Below are 14,612 nucleotides of genomic sequence, written 5' to 3'. Positions count from 1 at the left end.
CCTGAATGAATTGTTAGCGTAGGGAGCATCCCATGCAGCACGAAGCACACACACACGGTATCGACATGACAGCGTTAGGCCGCGAACGTCAGGGCTTGAGCATGGCCAACGAGCAGGTGGCTATCGCTGTGCCCGGGCTGAATTTGTATTACGGCGACAAGCAGGCGTTGTTCGACGTGCAAATGACCATCCCCAAGCAGCGCGTTACCGCGTTTATCGGTCCGTCCGGTTGCGGTAAATCCACTCTGCTGCGCACCTTCAACCGGATGAACGATCTGGTCGACGGCTGCCGTGTGGAAGGTGAGATCAACCTCGACGGCAAGAACATCTACCGCAAGGGTGAAGACGTTGCCGAGCTGCGTCGCCGGGTTGGCATGGTATTCCAGAAGCCCAACCCGTTCCCCAAAAGCATCTATGAGAACGTGGTCTATGGTCTGCGCATCCAGGGCATCAACCAGAAGCGCGTGCTTGATGAGGCCGTGGAATGGGCGCTGAAAAGCGCGGCGCTGTGGGATGAAGTGAAAGATCGCCTGCATGACTCGGCACTCGGCCTGTCCGGCGGTCAGCAGCAGCGCCTGATCATTGCCCGTACGGTGGCGGTCCAGCCGGAAGTGCTGTTGCTCGACGAACCTTGCTCGGCACTTGACCCGATTTCCACGCTCAAAGTTGAAGAGCTGATCTACGAACTGAAATCCAAGTACACCATCGTCATTGTGACCCACAACATGCAACAGGCAGCGCGTGTGTCGGATTACACAGCGTTTATGTACATGGGCAAGCTGATCGAGTTTGGTGACACCGACACACTGTTCACCAACCCGGCGAAGAAACAGACAGAAGACTACATCACCGGCCGCTACGGCTGATGGCCATGCCAGAACGCGCCGGGCGGCGTTGGCGAAGCTTGCCGTACAAAATCGTACTGTCTGCGCTTCGCCGCCTTGCCCGGCACGCTCTGGCAAAGCCCATCCTATGCAGAGACGTTTCGGTTAATTCAAGGGTTTGCACATGATCAACAAAGAAAACCTTACTCAGCATATCTCCCAGCAATTCAACGCCGAGCTGGAGGAGGTGCGCAGCCACTTGCTGGCCATGGGTGGCCTGGTTGAGAAGCAGGTCAACGACGCGGTTACCGCGTTGATCGATGCCGACTCCGGCTTGGCTCAGCAGGTGCGCGAGATCGATGACCAGATCAATCAGATGGAGCGCAATATCGACGAAGAATGCGTACGCATTCTTGCCCGTCGCCAGCCGGCCGCGTCTGACCTGCGCTTGATCATCAGCATCTCCAAGTCCGTCATCGATCTTGAGCGCATCGGCGACGAAGCCACCAAGATCGCCAAGCGCGCGATCCTGCTGTGCGAAGAAGGCGAAGCGCCGCGTGGCTACGTGGAAGTGCGGCATATCGGTGATCAGGTGCGCAAGATGGTGCAGGAGGCGCTGGACGCCTTCGCTCGCTTCGATGCCGACCTGGCATTGTCGGTGGCGCAGTACGACAAGACCGTCGACCGCGAATACAAGACCGCGCTGCGTGAGCTGGTGACCTTTATGATGGAAGATCCACGCTCGATCTCGCGCGTGCTCAACATCATCTGGGCCCTGCGTTCCCTGGAGCGCATCGGCGACCATGCACGCAATATCGCCGAACTGGTGATCTATCTGGTGCGCGGTACCGATGTGAAGCACATCGGTCTGACCCGCATGCAGGAAGAAGTGCAAGGCATCAATAAAGGCAACTGAACCGTTTTGCACGGGCGGTGCCGAGGCGCTGCCCGCGCAGGAAAATGCACGGATCTTGATATAGGCGGTATTTCGGTTGGCCTTTGGCCAGTAGCCGTGACTATGCTTAAGGCCATGACAACGGGAGTGGCCGATGAGCAAAGTCAGTGTGCTGGTGGTGGACGACGCAACCTTTATCCGCGATTTGGTGAAAAAGGGTTTGCGCGACCACTTCCCAGGCATCCAGATCGAGGAAGCGGTAAATGGGCGCAAAGCCCAGCAAATGCTGACTCGCCAGCCGGTTGACCTGATTCTTTGTGATTGGGAAATGCCGGAAATGTCTGGCCTGGAGCTGCTCACCTGGTGCCGCGAGCAGGACAGCCTGAAGATCGTCCCCTTCATCATGGTCACCAGCCGCGGTGACAAGGAAAACGTAGTACAGGCGATTCAGGCCGGCGTTTCCGACTTTATCGGCAAGCCATTCTCCAATGAGCAACTGACCACCAAGGTGAAGAAGGCCCTCAGCCGTGCTGGCAAATTGCAGATGCTGATGTCCAGTGCACCGCCAAAAATGCTTAGCAGCGGTGCGTTCGCCAATGACTCGCTGTCTGCCCTGACCGGCGGCAAGGCCGATGTGGTCAAGCCTGTGGCAGGGCCCGCAGTGCAAGCCGCTGCGGCCTTTGCTGGCAAACCTGCCGCCAAAGCACCTGCCGCCAGCGCGCCTAGCGGCCGTGGCCAGGGCCAGTTACGTTTGCCTGGCGGTGCCACCATGTCTTGCGTGATCAAGGCGCTGAGCCTTAAGGAAGCGCTACTGGTGGTCAAGCGCACCGAGGAGCTGCCGCAGGTGCTGGAAAGCGCGGTGCTTGATCTGGAACAGGGCGAGGCGGCGGAAACCGCACGGCTCAACGGTTACCTGCATGCCGTCGCGGCTTTCGAGCCAAAACCGGACAGCGAGTGGCTGCAATTGACCTTCAGATTCGTCGACCGCGACCCGCAGAAGCTCGACTACATCTCCCGGCTGATCGCCCGGGGTACGGCGCAAAAGCATTTCAGCCCTGGCGCATAGGTTGGCTTGGTGCACAGATTAGGTTGAGGCGCGTAGCGACGTAGCCGACTAGCGGTGGCGGACGTACCGCCGAAGTCCTCTTGATCATCACACCATGTCGCTTTATGTGTTGTATGTCGGTGTAGCCCTGACGCAATAAAAGCCTGGAATCTGGCGAGCCATGCGACCGATGGCGGTGAGCCGGTTCACAGCCTGACCCTCGTTACCTCGCGCGCAGACGGTAGCGCTGCTAATCTCAACGATCCGGACAGATAAACCATAAGATCCGAGTCGTTATGCTAGGGCGTCTGATACTTCTCTGCAGTTTGTTGACCCTTGCCGGCCAGGCAGCGGCGTTGACTATTTATAAGTACACCGATGCTAATGGTGTGGTCACCTATACCGACCAGGCCGCGCCCGGTGCGCAGGTGTTTGTGTTTCGCGACCGTATGGTCGAGCGCCTGGATAACCAGGTAAAGCTGGAAACCAAGAAGCACGAAGCCGGTGAAACCCTATTGGTGCGCAACGATCTGTTCGCCCCCGTACAGATTGAGCTGCGCCTGGAGGCCACTGACAATGTCACCGGTGTGCCGAACAAGCCGATCAGCTGGGTGTTGCCGCCGCGTAGCAATATCCGCCTGGCCACCCTGGCCCCACGTGATACCAGCAAACCCATGCGCTACACCCCCAAGTTGCGCTACGCCATGGGTGATCCGCGCTTGCTGCCGACGCAGAAGAGCTACCCGCTGCCGTGGCGTGGCGGCCCGTTTCGCCTGACTCAGGGCGCTAACGGCAAGTACAGCCACTTCACTCCGAAAGGCCGCTATGCCATGGATATCGCCATGCCCGAAGGCACGGCAATTGTTGCGGCGCGCGGCGGTGTTGTGGTGAAAACCGAGAATCAGCAAAGTGGTCGCGGCAACAACCCGTCCGGTAACTATGTGCGCGTGCTGCATGACGACGGCACCATGGGCGTTTATCTGCACCTGATGAAAGGCTCGGTTGCCGTCAGGGAAGGCACTCGTGTGCGCGCCGGCAGCATGCTTGCGCGTTCAGGTAATACCGGCAACAGCACCGGCCCGCATCTGCACTTCGTGGTGCAGCGCAATGTAGGTCTGGCGCTGGAGTCGATCCCCTTCAATTTCGCCCAGCCGGTCAACAGCCTGCCCAATTTTGCCGTGGGCGGCGAGTAGCCTGCAGGGTAACGGTGGCTGGCATATATCCGTAGGATGGTGTTGAGCGCAGCGATACCCATGCAGTGCGGCTGGTGTTATTGATGGGTTACGCCTTCGGCTAACCCATCCTACGGTTCTAACTCGCGAGATCGTAAACACGTTCTACGGCAGCCTGCCCTTCAATCCAGCTTCAGCACCTTGGCCAGCACGATCTTCGGGCCTTTCATCTTTTTCACGATAATCCGCAGGCCGTCGACGTCCAGCACTTCCTCTTCTTCGGGCATGCGCTTGAGGGTTTCGTAGATCAGCCCGGCGAGGGTTTCCGCTTCGACGTGATCAAGGTCGACCCCCAGCAGGCGTTCGACCTTGGCCAGTGGCGTGTCGCCGCGTACCAGCAGCTTGCCCGGCTGATAGGCGAGAATGCCGCGTTCGGCCTTGCGGTGTTCGTCCTGAATATCGCCGACCAGCGCTTCCAGCACGTCTTCCATGGTCAGGTAGCCGATCACCTTGCCGTCGGCCTCTTCGACCAGGGCAAAGTGCGAGCCGCCCATACGGAATTGTTCCAGCAGGCTGGACAGCGGCATATGCCGGCCGACCCGTTCGACCGGGTGCATCAGGTCGGCCAGTTTCAGCGCCGAGGGCAGCATTTCCAAGAGCGACAGGTGAAGCAGTAAATCCTTGATGTGCAGCACGCCGACATACTCGCCGCTGGTGTCGTCGTAGACGGGGTAGCGACTGTACTTGTGCCGGCGAAATACACTGAAGACTTCATCCAAGGCAGCGTTCAGCGGTAGGTAGACCAGGTCCTCGCGGGAGTTGGCCCAGTCCACGACTTCCAGCTCGCCCAGCTCTACGGCCGAGGCCAGTACGCGCATGTCCTGATCACTGGGGTCACTGGCGCGGCTGGAGTGGAGGATCAGCTTGAGTTCATCGCGGCTGTAATGATGTTCATGGTGCGGCCCCGGCTCGCCCTGGCCGGCAATGCGCAGAATGGCGTTGGCACTGGCGTTGAGCAGGAAGATCGCCGGGTACATGGCCCAGTAGAACAGATACAGCGGCACGGCCGTCCACAGCGACAGCAGCTCGGGTTTGCGAATGGCCCAGGACTTGGGGGCCAGCTCGCCGACCACGATATGTAGATAGGAAATGATCGCGAAGGCAGTAAAGAAGGCGATGCCGTGCACCAGTTTGGGCGACTCGATACCGATGGCCGCGAGCAGCGGTTCGAGCAGGTGGGCGAAGGCCGGTTCTCCGACCCAACCCAGACCCAGCGAAGCCAGGGTGATACCCAGTTGGCAGGCCGAGAGGTAGGCATCCATCTGGTTGTGCACGGTGCGCAGGATATGCCCGCGCCAGCCGTGTGCTTCAGCCAAGGCATCGACCTTGGTGGCGCGCAGGCGAACAATGGCGAACTCGGCGGCAACGAAAAAGCCATTGAGTAGCACTAGAAACAGAGCGAAGAGGACGAGGCCGAAATCGGCGAAATAGGTGCTGGCGACGTAACTCGTGGAGGGGTCCATAGGGGGTTCGGGTAGTGAATGACCGCTAAAGGGTGGGGGCAGAGAGCCGGCTTTGCAAGTACGCCGCGGCTACTGGCCGCGCCGTACTACCTGCAGGGTGGGGAAGTGGCAGGTGAAGATGCTGCCCTTACCGAGGTTGCTGACGATATCCAGCCGTGCGCGGTGCCGCAGAAGTACATGCTTGACGATGGCCAAGCCCAGGCCGGTGCCGCCGGTGTTGCTGGCACGGCTGGAGTCCACCCGGTAGAAACGCTCGGTCAGGCGCGGCAGGTGTCGGGCTTCAATGCCCAGGCCGCTGTCCTGCACGGCCAAGTGCGCCCCCTGTTCATCACCCCACCAACGAATGTGGATATCACCTTCGTCCGGGGTGTATTTCACCGCATTGAACACCAGGTTGGAGAAGGCGCTACGCAGCTCTGTTTCGCTACCCTTGAGTTTGAGGTGCGGGTCGGCGTCCAGGCTAATGCGGTGGTGACGTTCGCCAGAGAGCGCCTGGGCATCGTTCTTGATGCTCAGCAGCAGCAGGTCAACGGCCACTGGCTGGTTGTCCGAGGGATAGTCGGTGGCTTCCAGCTTGGCCAGCAACAGCAGGTCATTCAGCAGGTTCTGCATACGTCCACCCTGCTGTTGCATCTGCTGCAGGGCACGCAACCAGCGCGGATTAACATCCTCGACGTTATCCAGCAGGGTTTCCAGGTAGCCAGCGATCACCGTCAGCGGGGTGCGCAGTTCGTGGGAGACGTTGGCGACGAAATCCTTACGCATCTGTTCCAGCTGATACAGACGGGTGATGTCGCGCACCAGCATCAGGTGTTCGCGGTTGCCGTATTGGGTGATATGAAACTGCAGGCGCAGGCGGTCGCTGACTGGTGAAGGCAGCTCCAGTGGCTCGTTGTAATTGTGGTTTTCGAAATATTCGATAAAGCGCGGGTCTCGCACCAGATTGGTGATCTGCTGGCCGCTGTCCTGCGGAGTTTTCAGGCCCAGGAGTTTTTCCGCGGCGATGTTCCACCACTCCAGATTGCCGTCGCGGTCGAGCATGATCACCGCATCTTTCAGCGCGGCGGTGGATTCCTGCACCCGGTCGATCACTGCCTGCAGGCGGCCACGGACTTTTTGATCGCGGCGCTGCAGGTGGTAGATGCTGTCGAACACTTCGCCCCACAGGCCGTAGCCATCGGGCGGCGCTTCGTCACCCTGGCGGGTGCGCAACCACTTGTGCAGACGCAGCAGTTGTTGCAGGTGCCAGCCGAGGTAGCCGGCCAAGCCGAGCAGCAGGGTCCAGGCGTATTCGCCAGTGATCAGCCCGAGCAGCAGGCAGGCACCGACCAGAAGCAGCAAGTGGCGTATCAGGGGGCCGCGCCAGTCTTGATTCAATTCGAGCTCATCCGCCAATCAATCCTTTATGCAGGTCAGGTATACAACCTGCGGGCCATCCTAACCGTCTTAGCTCTTGGTGGAAAAACGATAGCCGGTACCACGGACGGTTTGCACCAGGTTCTCGTAAACCTCGCCAAGCGCTTTGCGCAGGCGGCGGATATGCACGTCTACGGTGCGCTCCTCGACATACACATTGCCGCCCCAGACCTGATCGAGTAGCTGGCCACGGGTGTAGGCGCGCTCCTGGTGGGTCATAAAGAACTGCAGCAGGCGGTATTCGGTGGGGCCCATTTCGGCGGGTTTGCCGTCGATGGTCACGCGGTGGCTGACCGGGTCGAGCAACAGACCGCCAACTTCGATCGGGCCTTCGCTGTCGGTCGGGCCGGCGCGGCGCAGCACGGCTTTCAGGCGGGCGACCAGTTCGCGCGGCGAGAACGGCTTGGTGATGTAGTCGTCGGCGCCGACTTCCAGGCCCTGGATCTTGTTGTCCTCTTCGCCCTTGGCAGTGAGCATGATGATCGGGATGTCGCCGGTCAGCTCGTCGCGCTTGAGGCGCCGTGCCAGTTCGATGCCGCTGGTGCCGGGGAGCATCCAGTCGAGCAGGATCAGATCAGGTTTGCGGTCGACGATGATGGCGTGCGCCTGCTGGGTATTCTCCGCTTCCAGGCACTCGTAGCCGGCCATTTCCAAGGCCACGGCGATCATTTCACGGATCGGTGCTTCGTCATCGACGATCAGGATGTTCTTGCCAACCATGGGTCAAGCCTCGGGTCATCTCGCTGTAATGGACTGCATTAGATAACGGAATTATTGCAGCGATATGACAGTCGCGCGGCACGCACCTGTTCTACCCGCGTAACGCGTAGTCGAGCACTAGGCCAATAAAGATCGCCAAGCCGGCCCAATGGTTATGCAGAAAAGCATTGAAACAGGCCATCGGCTTGCGGTTGCGGGTCTTGTGAAACTCCCAGGCAAAACAACCGGCCGCCGCCAGTAAACCGAGATGGAAGTACAGGCCCAGCTCGAAGCGGGCCGCCGCCAGTAGCAGGCACAGCAGCGCCAGGCCCTGCAGTGTGACGATGATCAGGCGGTCCGCATCGCCGAACAGGATGGCGGTGGAGCGCACGCCGATCCTCAGGTCGTCTTCACGGTCAGCCATGGCGTAGTAAGTGTCGTAGGCCACCGTCCACAGCAGGTTGGCGATATACAGCAGCCAGGCCTCGGGCGGCAGATTGCCGGTCTCTGCTGTGAAGGCCATGGGCATGCCCCAGGAAAACGCCGCACCCAGTACCACCTGCGGGTAGAAGGTGTAGCGCTTCATAAAGGGGTAGCAGGCGGCCAGGGCCAGGCCGCCAAACGACAACCAGACGGTGGTGGCGTTGGTAAACAGCACCAGAACGAAGCTCAGCGCCACCAGTACGGCGAACAGAATCAACGCCTCGCGTGGTTGGATCTTGCCACTGGCCAGCGGGCGCGCCTGGGTGCGTTTGACGTGGCCGTCAAAGTTGCGATCAGCGTAGTCATTGATCACGCAGCCAGCGGCGCGCATCAAAAATACGCCGACGACGAAGATAAACAGGTTCTTTGCGCTCGGCACGCCCTCGGCAGCGACCCACAGCGCCCACAGCGTTGGCCACAGCAGCAGGTAGATGCCGATGGGCTTGTCCAGGCGCATCAGCTGGATAAAGTCCCAGGCGCGGGGGTGCAGGCGATTGAGCGAATGCAGCAGGCGGGTATACATCGAGCGCGTCTCCGTGCGAGTTGCGGCTGATTATACGGAGCGCGTAGGGTGGATCACGTTTTATCGATCCACCATTGTGGCTATAAGGTGGATGTAAAAAACGACATCCACCCTACGGGCCGCCTTACGACTCGATGTCAGCAGCGGCCCACCCTACGGCGTGTCGATCTTGGCGGCTTGCCAGAACTCGGGGAGGAATACCTCTGCCACCAGCACCCCCAATGCGCCACGGCTAAAGCACGAACGCCGTGCCCACAAGCGCTCGTTGCAGGCCTCTGCTGGTAGCCATTGCGCCGGGTAGCGGCACACCTGCAATTCACCACGATCAAAAGCGCGGTCGCTGAACAACAACTCACCCAGCGAACGACTGCCCAGTTGATCCATTGCCAGACCGGATCCTTCCAGGGCGCTGCGTGCAGCTACGCTGCGGGCGAATACCCAGGGCTGGCCGTGGCCGCGCAGGTACACCTCACGCACCCAGCCCTGGCTGCCGTTGACCACGCCCAGCGCGCTGCATTCATCGTTGCGCAGGCGCTGCCAACCTTCCTGCAGCGGGGTGACGCTGAAGCCATTGGCGGACAGGGCGGTCAGCCGGCGCGTCAGCGAGTCCTCATTGAATAGCCAGTCACGCACCGCGGTAGTGGGCGCAGGGTGCAGTTGGCTGGCTGTCAGCCAGCGCGGCGGATGGGCGAGGGCGGCGTGGGGCACGAGCAGATTTCACTTGAGCTGAGGCGCACGAGTCTAGCACGGCACTTGCGCCCGGCAGGTGGCGCAACGCGCGGCGATTGGCCGCTACGCCGGGCAGAACCCGACTTTGGTTGGCCTCGATGGCGCGCTATTCATCGCCCGGCGGCTTGGCGCACTTGCACATATGCGGTAGTTTCCCCGGCGCAATAGCCGTGTGATCCGTCTGAGGTAGTTATGAAGAAGTGGCAATGTGTGGTCTGTGGACTGATTTACGACGAGAGCCAGGGCTGGCCTGATGAAGGCATCGCCGCCGGTACACTCTGGCAGGATGTCCCGGAAGACTGGCTGTGCCCCGACTGTGGCGTGGGCAAGCTTGATTTCGAAATGATCGAAATCGGCTAAGAACCGTCTCCGATCTGCTGCACGTCGGCGCTGCTGCGTTAAAAACAGGCTCGAAATGCTCATTTACAGCCGTAAACTCCGCTTTCTCGCCTGTTTTTGCCTTGCATCGCTCTAGCTCGCGAGATCTGAAACCGCTTCTAAGTCCATGCTGCTCTAGGCGGCGAACCGAGGGTCGCCGTTTTGTTTCGCGAGTGCGCATACTCAACACCCCCGAACGAGATGGATAAGCGCCGAGGTGGCTATGCGCAAGTGGCAATGTGTGGTGTGCGGTTTTATCTATGACGAAGCCCTCGGCCTGCCCGAGGAAGGCATCGCCCCTGGCACGGCCTGGGAAGATATTCCCGCCGATTGGCTGTGCCCCGATTGCGGCGTAGGCAAGCTGGATTTCGAGATGATCGAAATCGCCTGAACCGCGGCCGCCCCGAAATTTATTACGGCCACAGTAATGCGTGGCCTGTGTGAGGAATGCAGCATGAGTGCACCTGTCGTCATCGTTGGCACCGGCTTGGCCGGCTACAACCTGGCTCGTGAATTTCGCAAGCTGGACAGCGAAACCCCGCTGCTGCTGATCACCGCTGACGACGGCCGCTCCTATTCCAAGCCGATGCTGTCCACCGGTTTTGCCAAGAACAAGGACGCCGATGGCCTGAGCATGGCTGAGCCGGGTGCCATGGCCGAGCAACTCAAGGCGGAAATCCGCACCCATACCCACATCAGCGGCATCGACCCCGGCCACAAGCAACTGTGGATCGGCGAAGAGTCCGTGCCGTACCGCGATCTGGTGCTGGCCTGGGGCGCCGAGGTGATTCGCGTACCGGTGGAAGGCGATGCCGATGATGCGATTTTCTCAATCAATGATCTGGAAGACTACGCGCGCTTTCGTACGGCGGCCGCCGGCAAGCAGCGCGTCCTGCTGCTGGGCGCTGGTCTGATCGGCTGCGAGTTTGCCAATGACCTCAGTCTTGGCGGCTATCAGGTCGAGCTGGTGGCGCCCTGCGAGCAGGTGATGCCAGGCCTGCTGCACCCGGCTGCCGCAGCCGCAGTTCAAGCCGGTCTGGAAGGGCTCGGTGCACGCTTTCATCTCGGGCCGGTGTTAGCCAGCCTGAACCACCAAGGCGATGCACTGCAAGCGCACCTGTCCGACGGCACGCTGATTGAGTGCGATCTGGTGCTTTCAGCCGTGGGGCTGCGCCCGCGCATCGCACTGGCCACCGCTGCAGGTTTGACAGTCAATCGTGGGGTGGTGGTCGACCGTCACCTGCGCACCTCACATGCCAATATCTATGCCTTGGGTGACTGCGCCGAGGTCGACGGGATCAATCTGCTCTATGTGATGCCGCTGATGACCAGCGCCCGTGCGCTGGCGCAAACCCTGGCTGGCACTCCGACCGCAGTGAGTTACGGGCCTATGCCGGTAACGGTAAAAACCCCGGTTTGCCCGTTGGTTGTCTCGCCGCCGCCGCGCGGCCAGCAGGGCGAATGGAGCGTGGAGGGCAGCGGCGCCGACATCAAGGCGCTGTGTCATGACAGCAGCGGCGCGCTGCTCGGTTATGCGTTGACCGGTACGGCCGTGCAGGAAAAATTGGCTCTGAATAAGCTACTGCCTGCACTTTTGGCTTAAATGGCGGTCGTTCTGTCGTATATGCCATAAGCCTGCTTGGTTTAACTGTCGGACAAGACTGGCGCAGGGCCCGATGGCATGCCATTCTCCCTCAGTCTGCCGCAGCCTAGAGCTGTTGCCGCGCCTTGGTATCTGCTCGCGCAGAGCAGCCCGGACACAACAACAAAAAACCGTAAAGAGGCATTTATGCGTAAACCGGAACTCGCCGCCGCCATCGCCGATAAGGCGGATCTGACTAAAGATCAGGCAAACCGTGTACTTAACGCAGTACTTGAAGAAATCACCAACGCACTGAACCGCAAGGACAGCGTCACCCTGGTAGGCTTTGGTACTTTCGTACAACGCCACCGTGGTGCTCGCACCGGCAAAAATCCGCAAACCGGCGAGCCGGTAAAGATCAAGGCCAGCAATACCGTCGCCTTCAAACCGGGCAAGTCCCTGAAAGACGCGGTCAACTGAGTCCTTGAGCCCGGAGCCTTTGGCTCCGGGCTGCACTACCCCGGTCAGCGTGTTCACGCCCTTCTTTCAGCCGGATGTAGTCCCCGCCGCAAACCGCTACAATGCGCCGCCTTTTCTCTATCCTTTGCGAGGCCTCGCGCATGAAATTCCGTTTTCTTCTGTGGATGCTGGGCCGTCTGATGGCCAAGGCCAGCCGTGAAAACCCGGCTTTCCAACAACAACTGGTCGACCGCGACATGGTCTTTCAACTGCACACCCTGGACGGCAAAGTTGCCCGTCACTTCATCGTCAAAGACCAGCGCATCACCAGCAAACGCGGCCCGGTCAGCGAACCTGCATTTGCCCTTGGCTTCAAGGATGCGGCCTATGGTTTTGCCACCATGAGCGCGAAAAACAAGCAGCTGGCGTTTATGCAGGGCATTCAGAACAAGGACATCCAGATTCAGGGCAACCCGGCGTTGGTGATCTGGTTCCAGGGGCTGACCAAATACCTGATGCCGAAAAAGAAAGACGCTGCCAAAAAAGCTGCCTGATTCGCAGCAGTGCGCGCCAGGGCTGGCCTGCGCGCACCGCATTCGCTAGGCTGGGCATAGCCCTAGTGAGAGTTTGCCCATGCGTTTGCTGCTGAGTGCCCTGCTGTTTTCCACCTCCCTTGCCCACGCCGCACCCCCTAAAGCCGAAGCCTTTGCGCCGCTATTCGAACTGGCGGGCATCCGTTTGCTCTGCGAACAGAGCGCACCGCTGGTGCAGCGTGGCCTGGCCGATAAGCAGCAAGCGCAGTTGGCCAAGGTGTTTGCCGCCGATGGCTTGTGCCTGGATTTGGCTAAACGTCTGACCGGCAAACTCGATCAAGCCCAGCTGGAGCAGGCCAAGCGCCTGTTGGACAGCCCACTGGCGCAGGGTTTTACCGCCGCCGAGCGTTCGGTTGGTGAGGGTGGCGCAGAAGGCCTGGCGGCCTATCGCAAACAACTGAACGAGCGCCCGCCGCGTGAGGAGCGCCTGGCTCTGGTGCGACGTCTGGATGCCGCCGCACACACGACCATTCTGGCTACCCTGCTGCGCTATGAAGTCGGCAAGACCCAGGCGCTTCTGGCGTTGCAGGGCCGTGGTGAAAGCATCGACGAAAAGGCCTTGAGTACTCAGACCAAGGCTCAGGAAGATGCGCTGCGTATCTCCAGCGCTGAGGCAGTGGAGTCATTTATGCTTTACGCCTACCGGCAGATGCCCAGCGAAAAGCTGGCCGAATATGCTGCCCTGTATGAGCAGCCAGCCGTGGCGCAATTGCTCGATGGCAGCGCGCAGGTGTTGCCGGAATTGTTCGCCGCACGGCGTGCCCAGCTGAGGAAGTAATCATTCGACTGTAGCGATAAAGGGGCCCTTAGGCCCCTTTATATTTTCTGCAGTATTAGTGCGGCGGGTGGAATTGCGCCGCCAGTTCGCGCAGCGCGACTTCGGCGGCCAGCACCTTGCTCACGGCTTCTTCGGCTTTCTCCCGGCTGATGCCGAGGTTGTCGAACAGGCTTTGTGGAATCTCGCTCTGTGGGCCGGCACCGATGCCGCGATTGCGCAGCAGGCTGACCGACAGGCACACCAGGTTTGGGTAGGTGGCGTGGGGGCCGGTGTATTCCGGGTCGTGCTGGAAGCGCAGGGCGCTGGCCAGTTCTTCGGGCATATCCCAGTAACGCATCAGCCATGCGCCGATCTGCTCGCGACTGATACCGAGCAGATGCTGTTCGATATAGCTGTGCGACAGGTGCGGGTTGACCTCCAGATGCCGGCAGATCAGCGAGAAGTGCGGCGGAAACACATGCGCCAGCACCAGATAACCGAAGTTGTGCAGCAAGCCGGCGAGATAGGTCAGGCCAGCTTCCGGGCGCTGCGCGCGCGGGATGGCGCGGGTCAGCCCTTCGATCACCGCAGCGCTGTAGATTGCCTGTTGCCAGTACGGCGTGGCCTGTTGCGGATGATCTTTGGGCAGGCTCAGGGTTTTCCCCAGGGCCAGGCCGAGGGCCAGGTTGATCACCAGATCGAAGCCCAGCACGCGGACGATGGCGTCCTCCACCGAGCGGATCTTGCCGGGTGCCGCGTAGTAGGGCGAGGCGGCCCAGCTGACCACCTGGGCGGCCAGCGCCGGGTCGGTTTCGACCACGCCGGTGATGTCATCCACGGTGGCATCCGGGTCGACGCGTAGCTTGATAATCTTCTGCGCGGTTTCCGGCAACGGCGGAATCTCGATGGTTTCTTCCAGGCGTTGCTGGATGCGCCGCGCGGTAAAGGCCTGCACCGCCAGGGTGATCTCGGCGCGGTCGTCGTCCGGGCGATCGAGGTTCAGGCGAATATTGCTCAGCGGCTCGCCGAAACGCGCGGCGCTGGCCTTGCTCAGCAGGGTCTTAAAGGCCTCGGTGCTCAGCTCCAGCAGCACGCCGCGCTGGCCGGATTCGATATACAGGCTCGGCGCCTGCAATAGGCGCTCGTCATATAGGCACGGTGAGCTGGTCAGTGGCGGCAGGCCGGGCAGCACTTTCAGGTTGTGCTTGCCGAGCATGCGCTCCAGGCGTTCCGGCTTGACCGCAGTCAGCTGACGGCCGGTCAGTTCGGTCAGGCGGTTGAGGTCGAGCAGCTGGCTCTGCGGGTAGAGCACCAGCAACGCGCCCACAGCGTCATCCAGTAATACCGCCTGCAAACGCTGAGCAGCGGGCAGGCCGGGCAGGTCGCGGCAGACTTGGTAGGGCAGGCCGAGCTTTTCCAGTAGTTGCAGAATCACCGCTGGCGGGCGCGGAGCGGTGTCGGGAGCTAGGGCAAGTTCAGTCATGGCGGTATCCGGCAGAGGCAGCAATGTTTCGAGTATAAACAGCGGGTTGGT

The 14,612-nt window shown here is 60.6% G+C and carries 16 protein-coding genes; 10 read left to right on the top strand and 6 right to left on the bottom strand.

What is annotated here, in order from left to right; all coding sequences use genetic code 11:
* Positions 1-32: 32 nt before the first annotated feature.
* The 4 genes from pstB (at position 33) to AACX99_RS01805 (ending at position 3,957) form a co-directional block, all read left to right on the top strand.
* Complete coding sequence (pstB, locus tag AACX99_RS01820) at positions 33-866, top strand: phosphate ABC transporter ATP-binding protein PstB (RefSeq protein WP_339409124.1); 834 nt, start codon at positions 33-35, stop codon at positions 864-866.
* 142 nt (positions 867-1,008) lie between these two features.
* On the top strand, positions 1,009-1,740 hold the full coding sequence (gene phoU / locus AACX99_RS01815) for a phosphate signaling complex protein PhoU (protein ID WP_339409123.1): 732 nt from the start codon (positions 1,009-1,011) through the stop codon (positions 1,738-1,740).
* A 133-nt stretch (positions 1,741-1,873) separates the two neighbouring features.
* Positions 1,874-2,785, top strand: coding sequence for a response regulator (locus AACX99_RS01810; protein WP_339409122.1), 912 nt, complete (start codon positions 1,874-1,876; stop codon positions 2,783-2,785).
* 275 nt (positions 2,786-3,060) lie between these two features.
* Positions 3,061-3,957 carry a M23 family metallopeptidase gene (locus AACX99_RS01805; RefSeq protein ID WP_339409121.1) on the top strand — a complete coding sequence of 299 codons (897 nt, stop codon included), beginning with the start codon at positions 3,061-3,063 and terminating at the stop codon, positions 3,955-3,957.
* A 161-nt stretch (positions 3,958-4,118) separates the two neighbouring features.
* On the opposite strand, the gene AACX99_RS01800 is transcribed toward AACX99_RS01805, so the two are convergent.
* The 5 genes from AACX99_RS01800 to AACX99_RS01780 all read right to left on the bottom strand — a co-directional run bounded on the left by AACX99_RS01800 (position 4,119) and on the right by AACX99_RS01780 (position 9,288).
* Positions 4,119-5,459, bottom strand: a complete 1,341-nt coding sequence (locus tag AACX99_RS01800; RefSeq protein ID WP_339409120.1) for a hemolysin family protein — start codon at positions 5,457-5,459, stop codon at positions 4,119-4,121.
* A 69-nt stretch (positions 5,460-5,528) separates the two neighbouring features.
* On the bottom strand, positions 5,529-6,836 hold the full coding sequence (phoR, locus tag AACX99_RS01795; protein ID WP_339409119.1) for a phosphate regulon sensor histidine kinase PhoR: 1,308 nt from the start codon (positions 6,834-6,836) through the stop codon (positions 5,529-5,531).
* Positions 6,837-6,905: 69 nt separating this feature from the next.
* Entirely contained in the window at positions 6,906-7,595 is a 690-nt protein-coding gene (gene phoB / locus AACX99_RS01790; protein ID WP_090379663.1) for a phosphate regulon transcriptional regulator PhoB, read from the bottom strand.
* A gap of 91 nt (positions 7,596-7,686) precedes the next feature.
* A complete protein-coding gene (gene ubiA / locus AACX99_RS01785) occupies positions 7,687-8,580 on the bottom strand; it encodes a 4-hydroxybenzoate octaprenyltransferase (protein WP_339409118.1) in 894 nt (297 codons plus the stop codon).
* Positions 8,581-8,733: 153 nt separating this feature from the next.
* Positions 8,734-9,288 (bottom strand): chorismate--pyruvate lyase family protein, encoded by a 555-nt coding sequence (locus AACX99_RS01780; RefSeq protein WP_339409117.1) that lies wholly within the window; start codon positions 9,286-9,288, stop codon positions 8,734-8,736.
* A 213-nt stretch (positions 9,289-9,501) separates the two neighbouring features.
* Here AACX99_RS01780 and AACX99_RS01775 point away from each other — a divergent pair, with 213 nt between their 5' ends.
* From AACX99_RS01775 to AACX99_RS01750, 6 genes are all read left to right on the top strand, one after another.
* Entirely contained in the window at positions 9,502-9,669 is a 168-nt protein-coding gene (locus AACX99_RS01775) for a rubredoxin (protein ID WP_090240746.1), read from the top strand.
* Positions 9,670-9,910: 241 nt separating this feature from the next.
* Entirely contained in the window at positions 9,911-10,078 is a 168-nt protein-coding gene (locus tag AACX99_RS01770; RefSeq protein ID WP_090379673.1) for a rubredoxin, read from the top strand.
* 63 nt (positions 10,079-10,141) lie between these two features.
* Positions 10,142-11,290 carry an NAD(P)/FAD-dependent oxidoreductase gene (locus AACX99_RS01765; RefSeq protein WP_339409116.1) on the top strand — a complete coding sequence of 383 codons (1,149 nt, stop codon included), beginning with the start codon at positions 10,142-10,144 and terminating at the stop codon, positions 11,288-11,290.
* Between the two features lie 186 nt (positions 11,291-11,476).
* Complete coding sequence (locus tag AACX99_RS01760) at positions 11,477-11,749, top strand: HU family DNA-binding protein (protein ID WP_090250753.1); 273 nt, start codon at positions 11,477-11,479, stop codon at positions 11,747-11,749.
* Positions 11,750-11,889: 140 nt separating this feature from the next.
* Positions 11,890-12,282: a helicase gene (locus AACX99_RS01755; RefSeq protein ID WP_274087006.1), complete on the top strand. Its 393-nt coding sequence runs from the start codon at positions 11,890-11,892 to the stop codon at positions 12,280-12,282.
* A 79-nt stretch (positions 12,283-12,361) separates the two neighbouring features.
* Complete coding sequence (locus AACX99_RS01750; RefSeq protein WP_339409115.1) at positions 12,362-13,099, top strand: hypothetical protein; 738 nt, start codon at positions 12,362-12,364, stop codon at positions 13,097-13,099.
* Positions 13,100-13,154: 55 nt separating this feature from the next.
* Here the strand turns inward: AACX99_RS01750 and AACX99_RS01745 are convergent, their stop codons facing one another.
* Positions 13,155-14,561 carry an aminoacyl-tRNA deacylase and HDOD domain-containing protein gene (locus tag AACX99_RS01745; RefSeq protein WP_339409114.1) on the bottom strand — a complete coding sequence of 469 codons (1,407 nt, stop codon included), beginning with the start codon at positions 14,559-14,561 and terminating at the stop codon, positions 13,155-13,157.
* Between the last annotated feature and the right edge of the window lie 51 nt (positions 14,562-14,612).

The sequence above is a fragment of the Pseudomonas sp. EA_35y_Pfl2_R5 genome (genome assembly GCF_963970805.1).
Lineage (GTDB): Bacteria > Pseudomonadota > Gammaproteobacteria > Pseudomonadales > Pseudomonadaceae > Aquipseudomonas.
This window is presented reverse-complemented; position numbering and strand designations above follow the sequence as displayed.

Excerpts from the sequence above, each read along its gene's own strand:
- pstB (WP_339409124.1), top strand. The coding sequence starts at position 33 with ATGCAGCACGAAGCACACACACACGGTATCGACATGACAGCGTTAGGC.
- phoU (WP_339409123.1), top strand. The coding sequence starts at position 1,009 with ATGATCAACAAAGAAAACCTTACTCAGCATATCTCCCAGCAATTCAAC.
- AACX99_RS01810 (WP_339409122.1), top strand. The coding sequence starts at position 1,874 with ATGAGCAAAGTCAGTGTGCTGGTGGTGGACGACGCAACCTTTATCCGC.
- AACX99_RS01805 (WP_339409121.1), top strand. The coding sequence starts at position 3,061 with ATGCTAGGGCGTCTGATACTTCTCTGCAGTTTGTTGACCCTTGCCGGC.
- AACX99_RS01800 (WP_339409120.1), bottom strand. The coding sequence starts at position 5,459 with ATGGACCCCTCCACGAGTTACGTCGCCAGCACCTATTTCGCCGATTTC.
- phoB (WP_090379663.1), bottom strand. The coding sequence starts at position 7,595 with ATGGTTGGCAAGAACATCCTGATCGTCGATGACGAAGCACCGATCCGT.
- ubiA (WP_339409118.1), bottom strand. The coding sequence starts at position 8,580 with ATGTATACCCGCCTGCTGCATTCGCTCAATCGCCTGCACCCCCGCGCC.
- AACX99_RS01775 (WP_090240746.1), top strand. The coding sequence starts at position 9,502 with ATGAAGAAGTGGCAATGTGTGGTCTGTGGACTGATTTACGACGAGAGC.
- AACX99_RS01770 (WP_090379673.1), top strand. The coding sequence starts at position 9,911 with ATGCGCAAGTGGCAATGTGTGGTGTGCGGTTTTATCTATGACGAAGCC.
- AACX99_RS01765 (WP_339409116.1), top strand. The coding sequence starts at position 10,142 with ATGAGTGCACCTGTCGTCATCGTTGGCACCGGCTTGGCCGGCTACAAC.
- AACX99_RS01760 (WP_090250753.1), top strand. The coding sequence starts at position 11,477 with ATGCGTAAACCGGAACTCGCCGCCGCCATCGCCGATAAGGCGGATCTG.
- AACX99_RS01755 (WP_274087006.1), top strand. The coding sequence starts at position 11,890 with ATGAAATTCCGTTTTCTTCTGTGGATGCTGGGCCGTCTGATGGCCAAG.
- AACX99_RS01750 (WP_339409115.1), top strand. The coding sequence starts at position 12,362 with ATGCGTTTGCTGCTGAGTGCCCTGCTGTTTTCCACCTCCCTTGCCCAC.
- AACX99_RS01745 (WP_339409114.1), bottom strand. The coding sequence starts at position 14,561 with ATGACTGAACTTGCCCTAGCTCCCGACACCGCTCCGCGCCCGCCAGCG.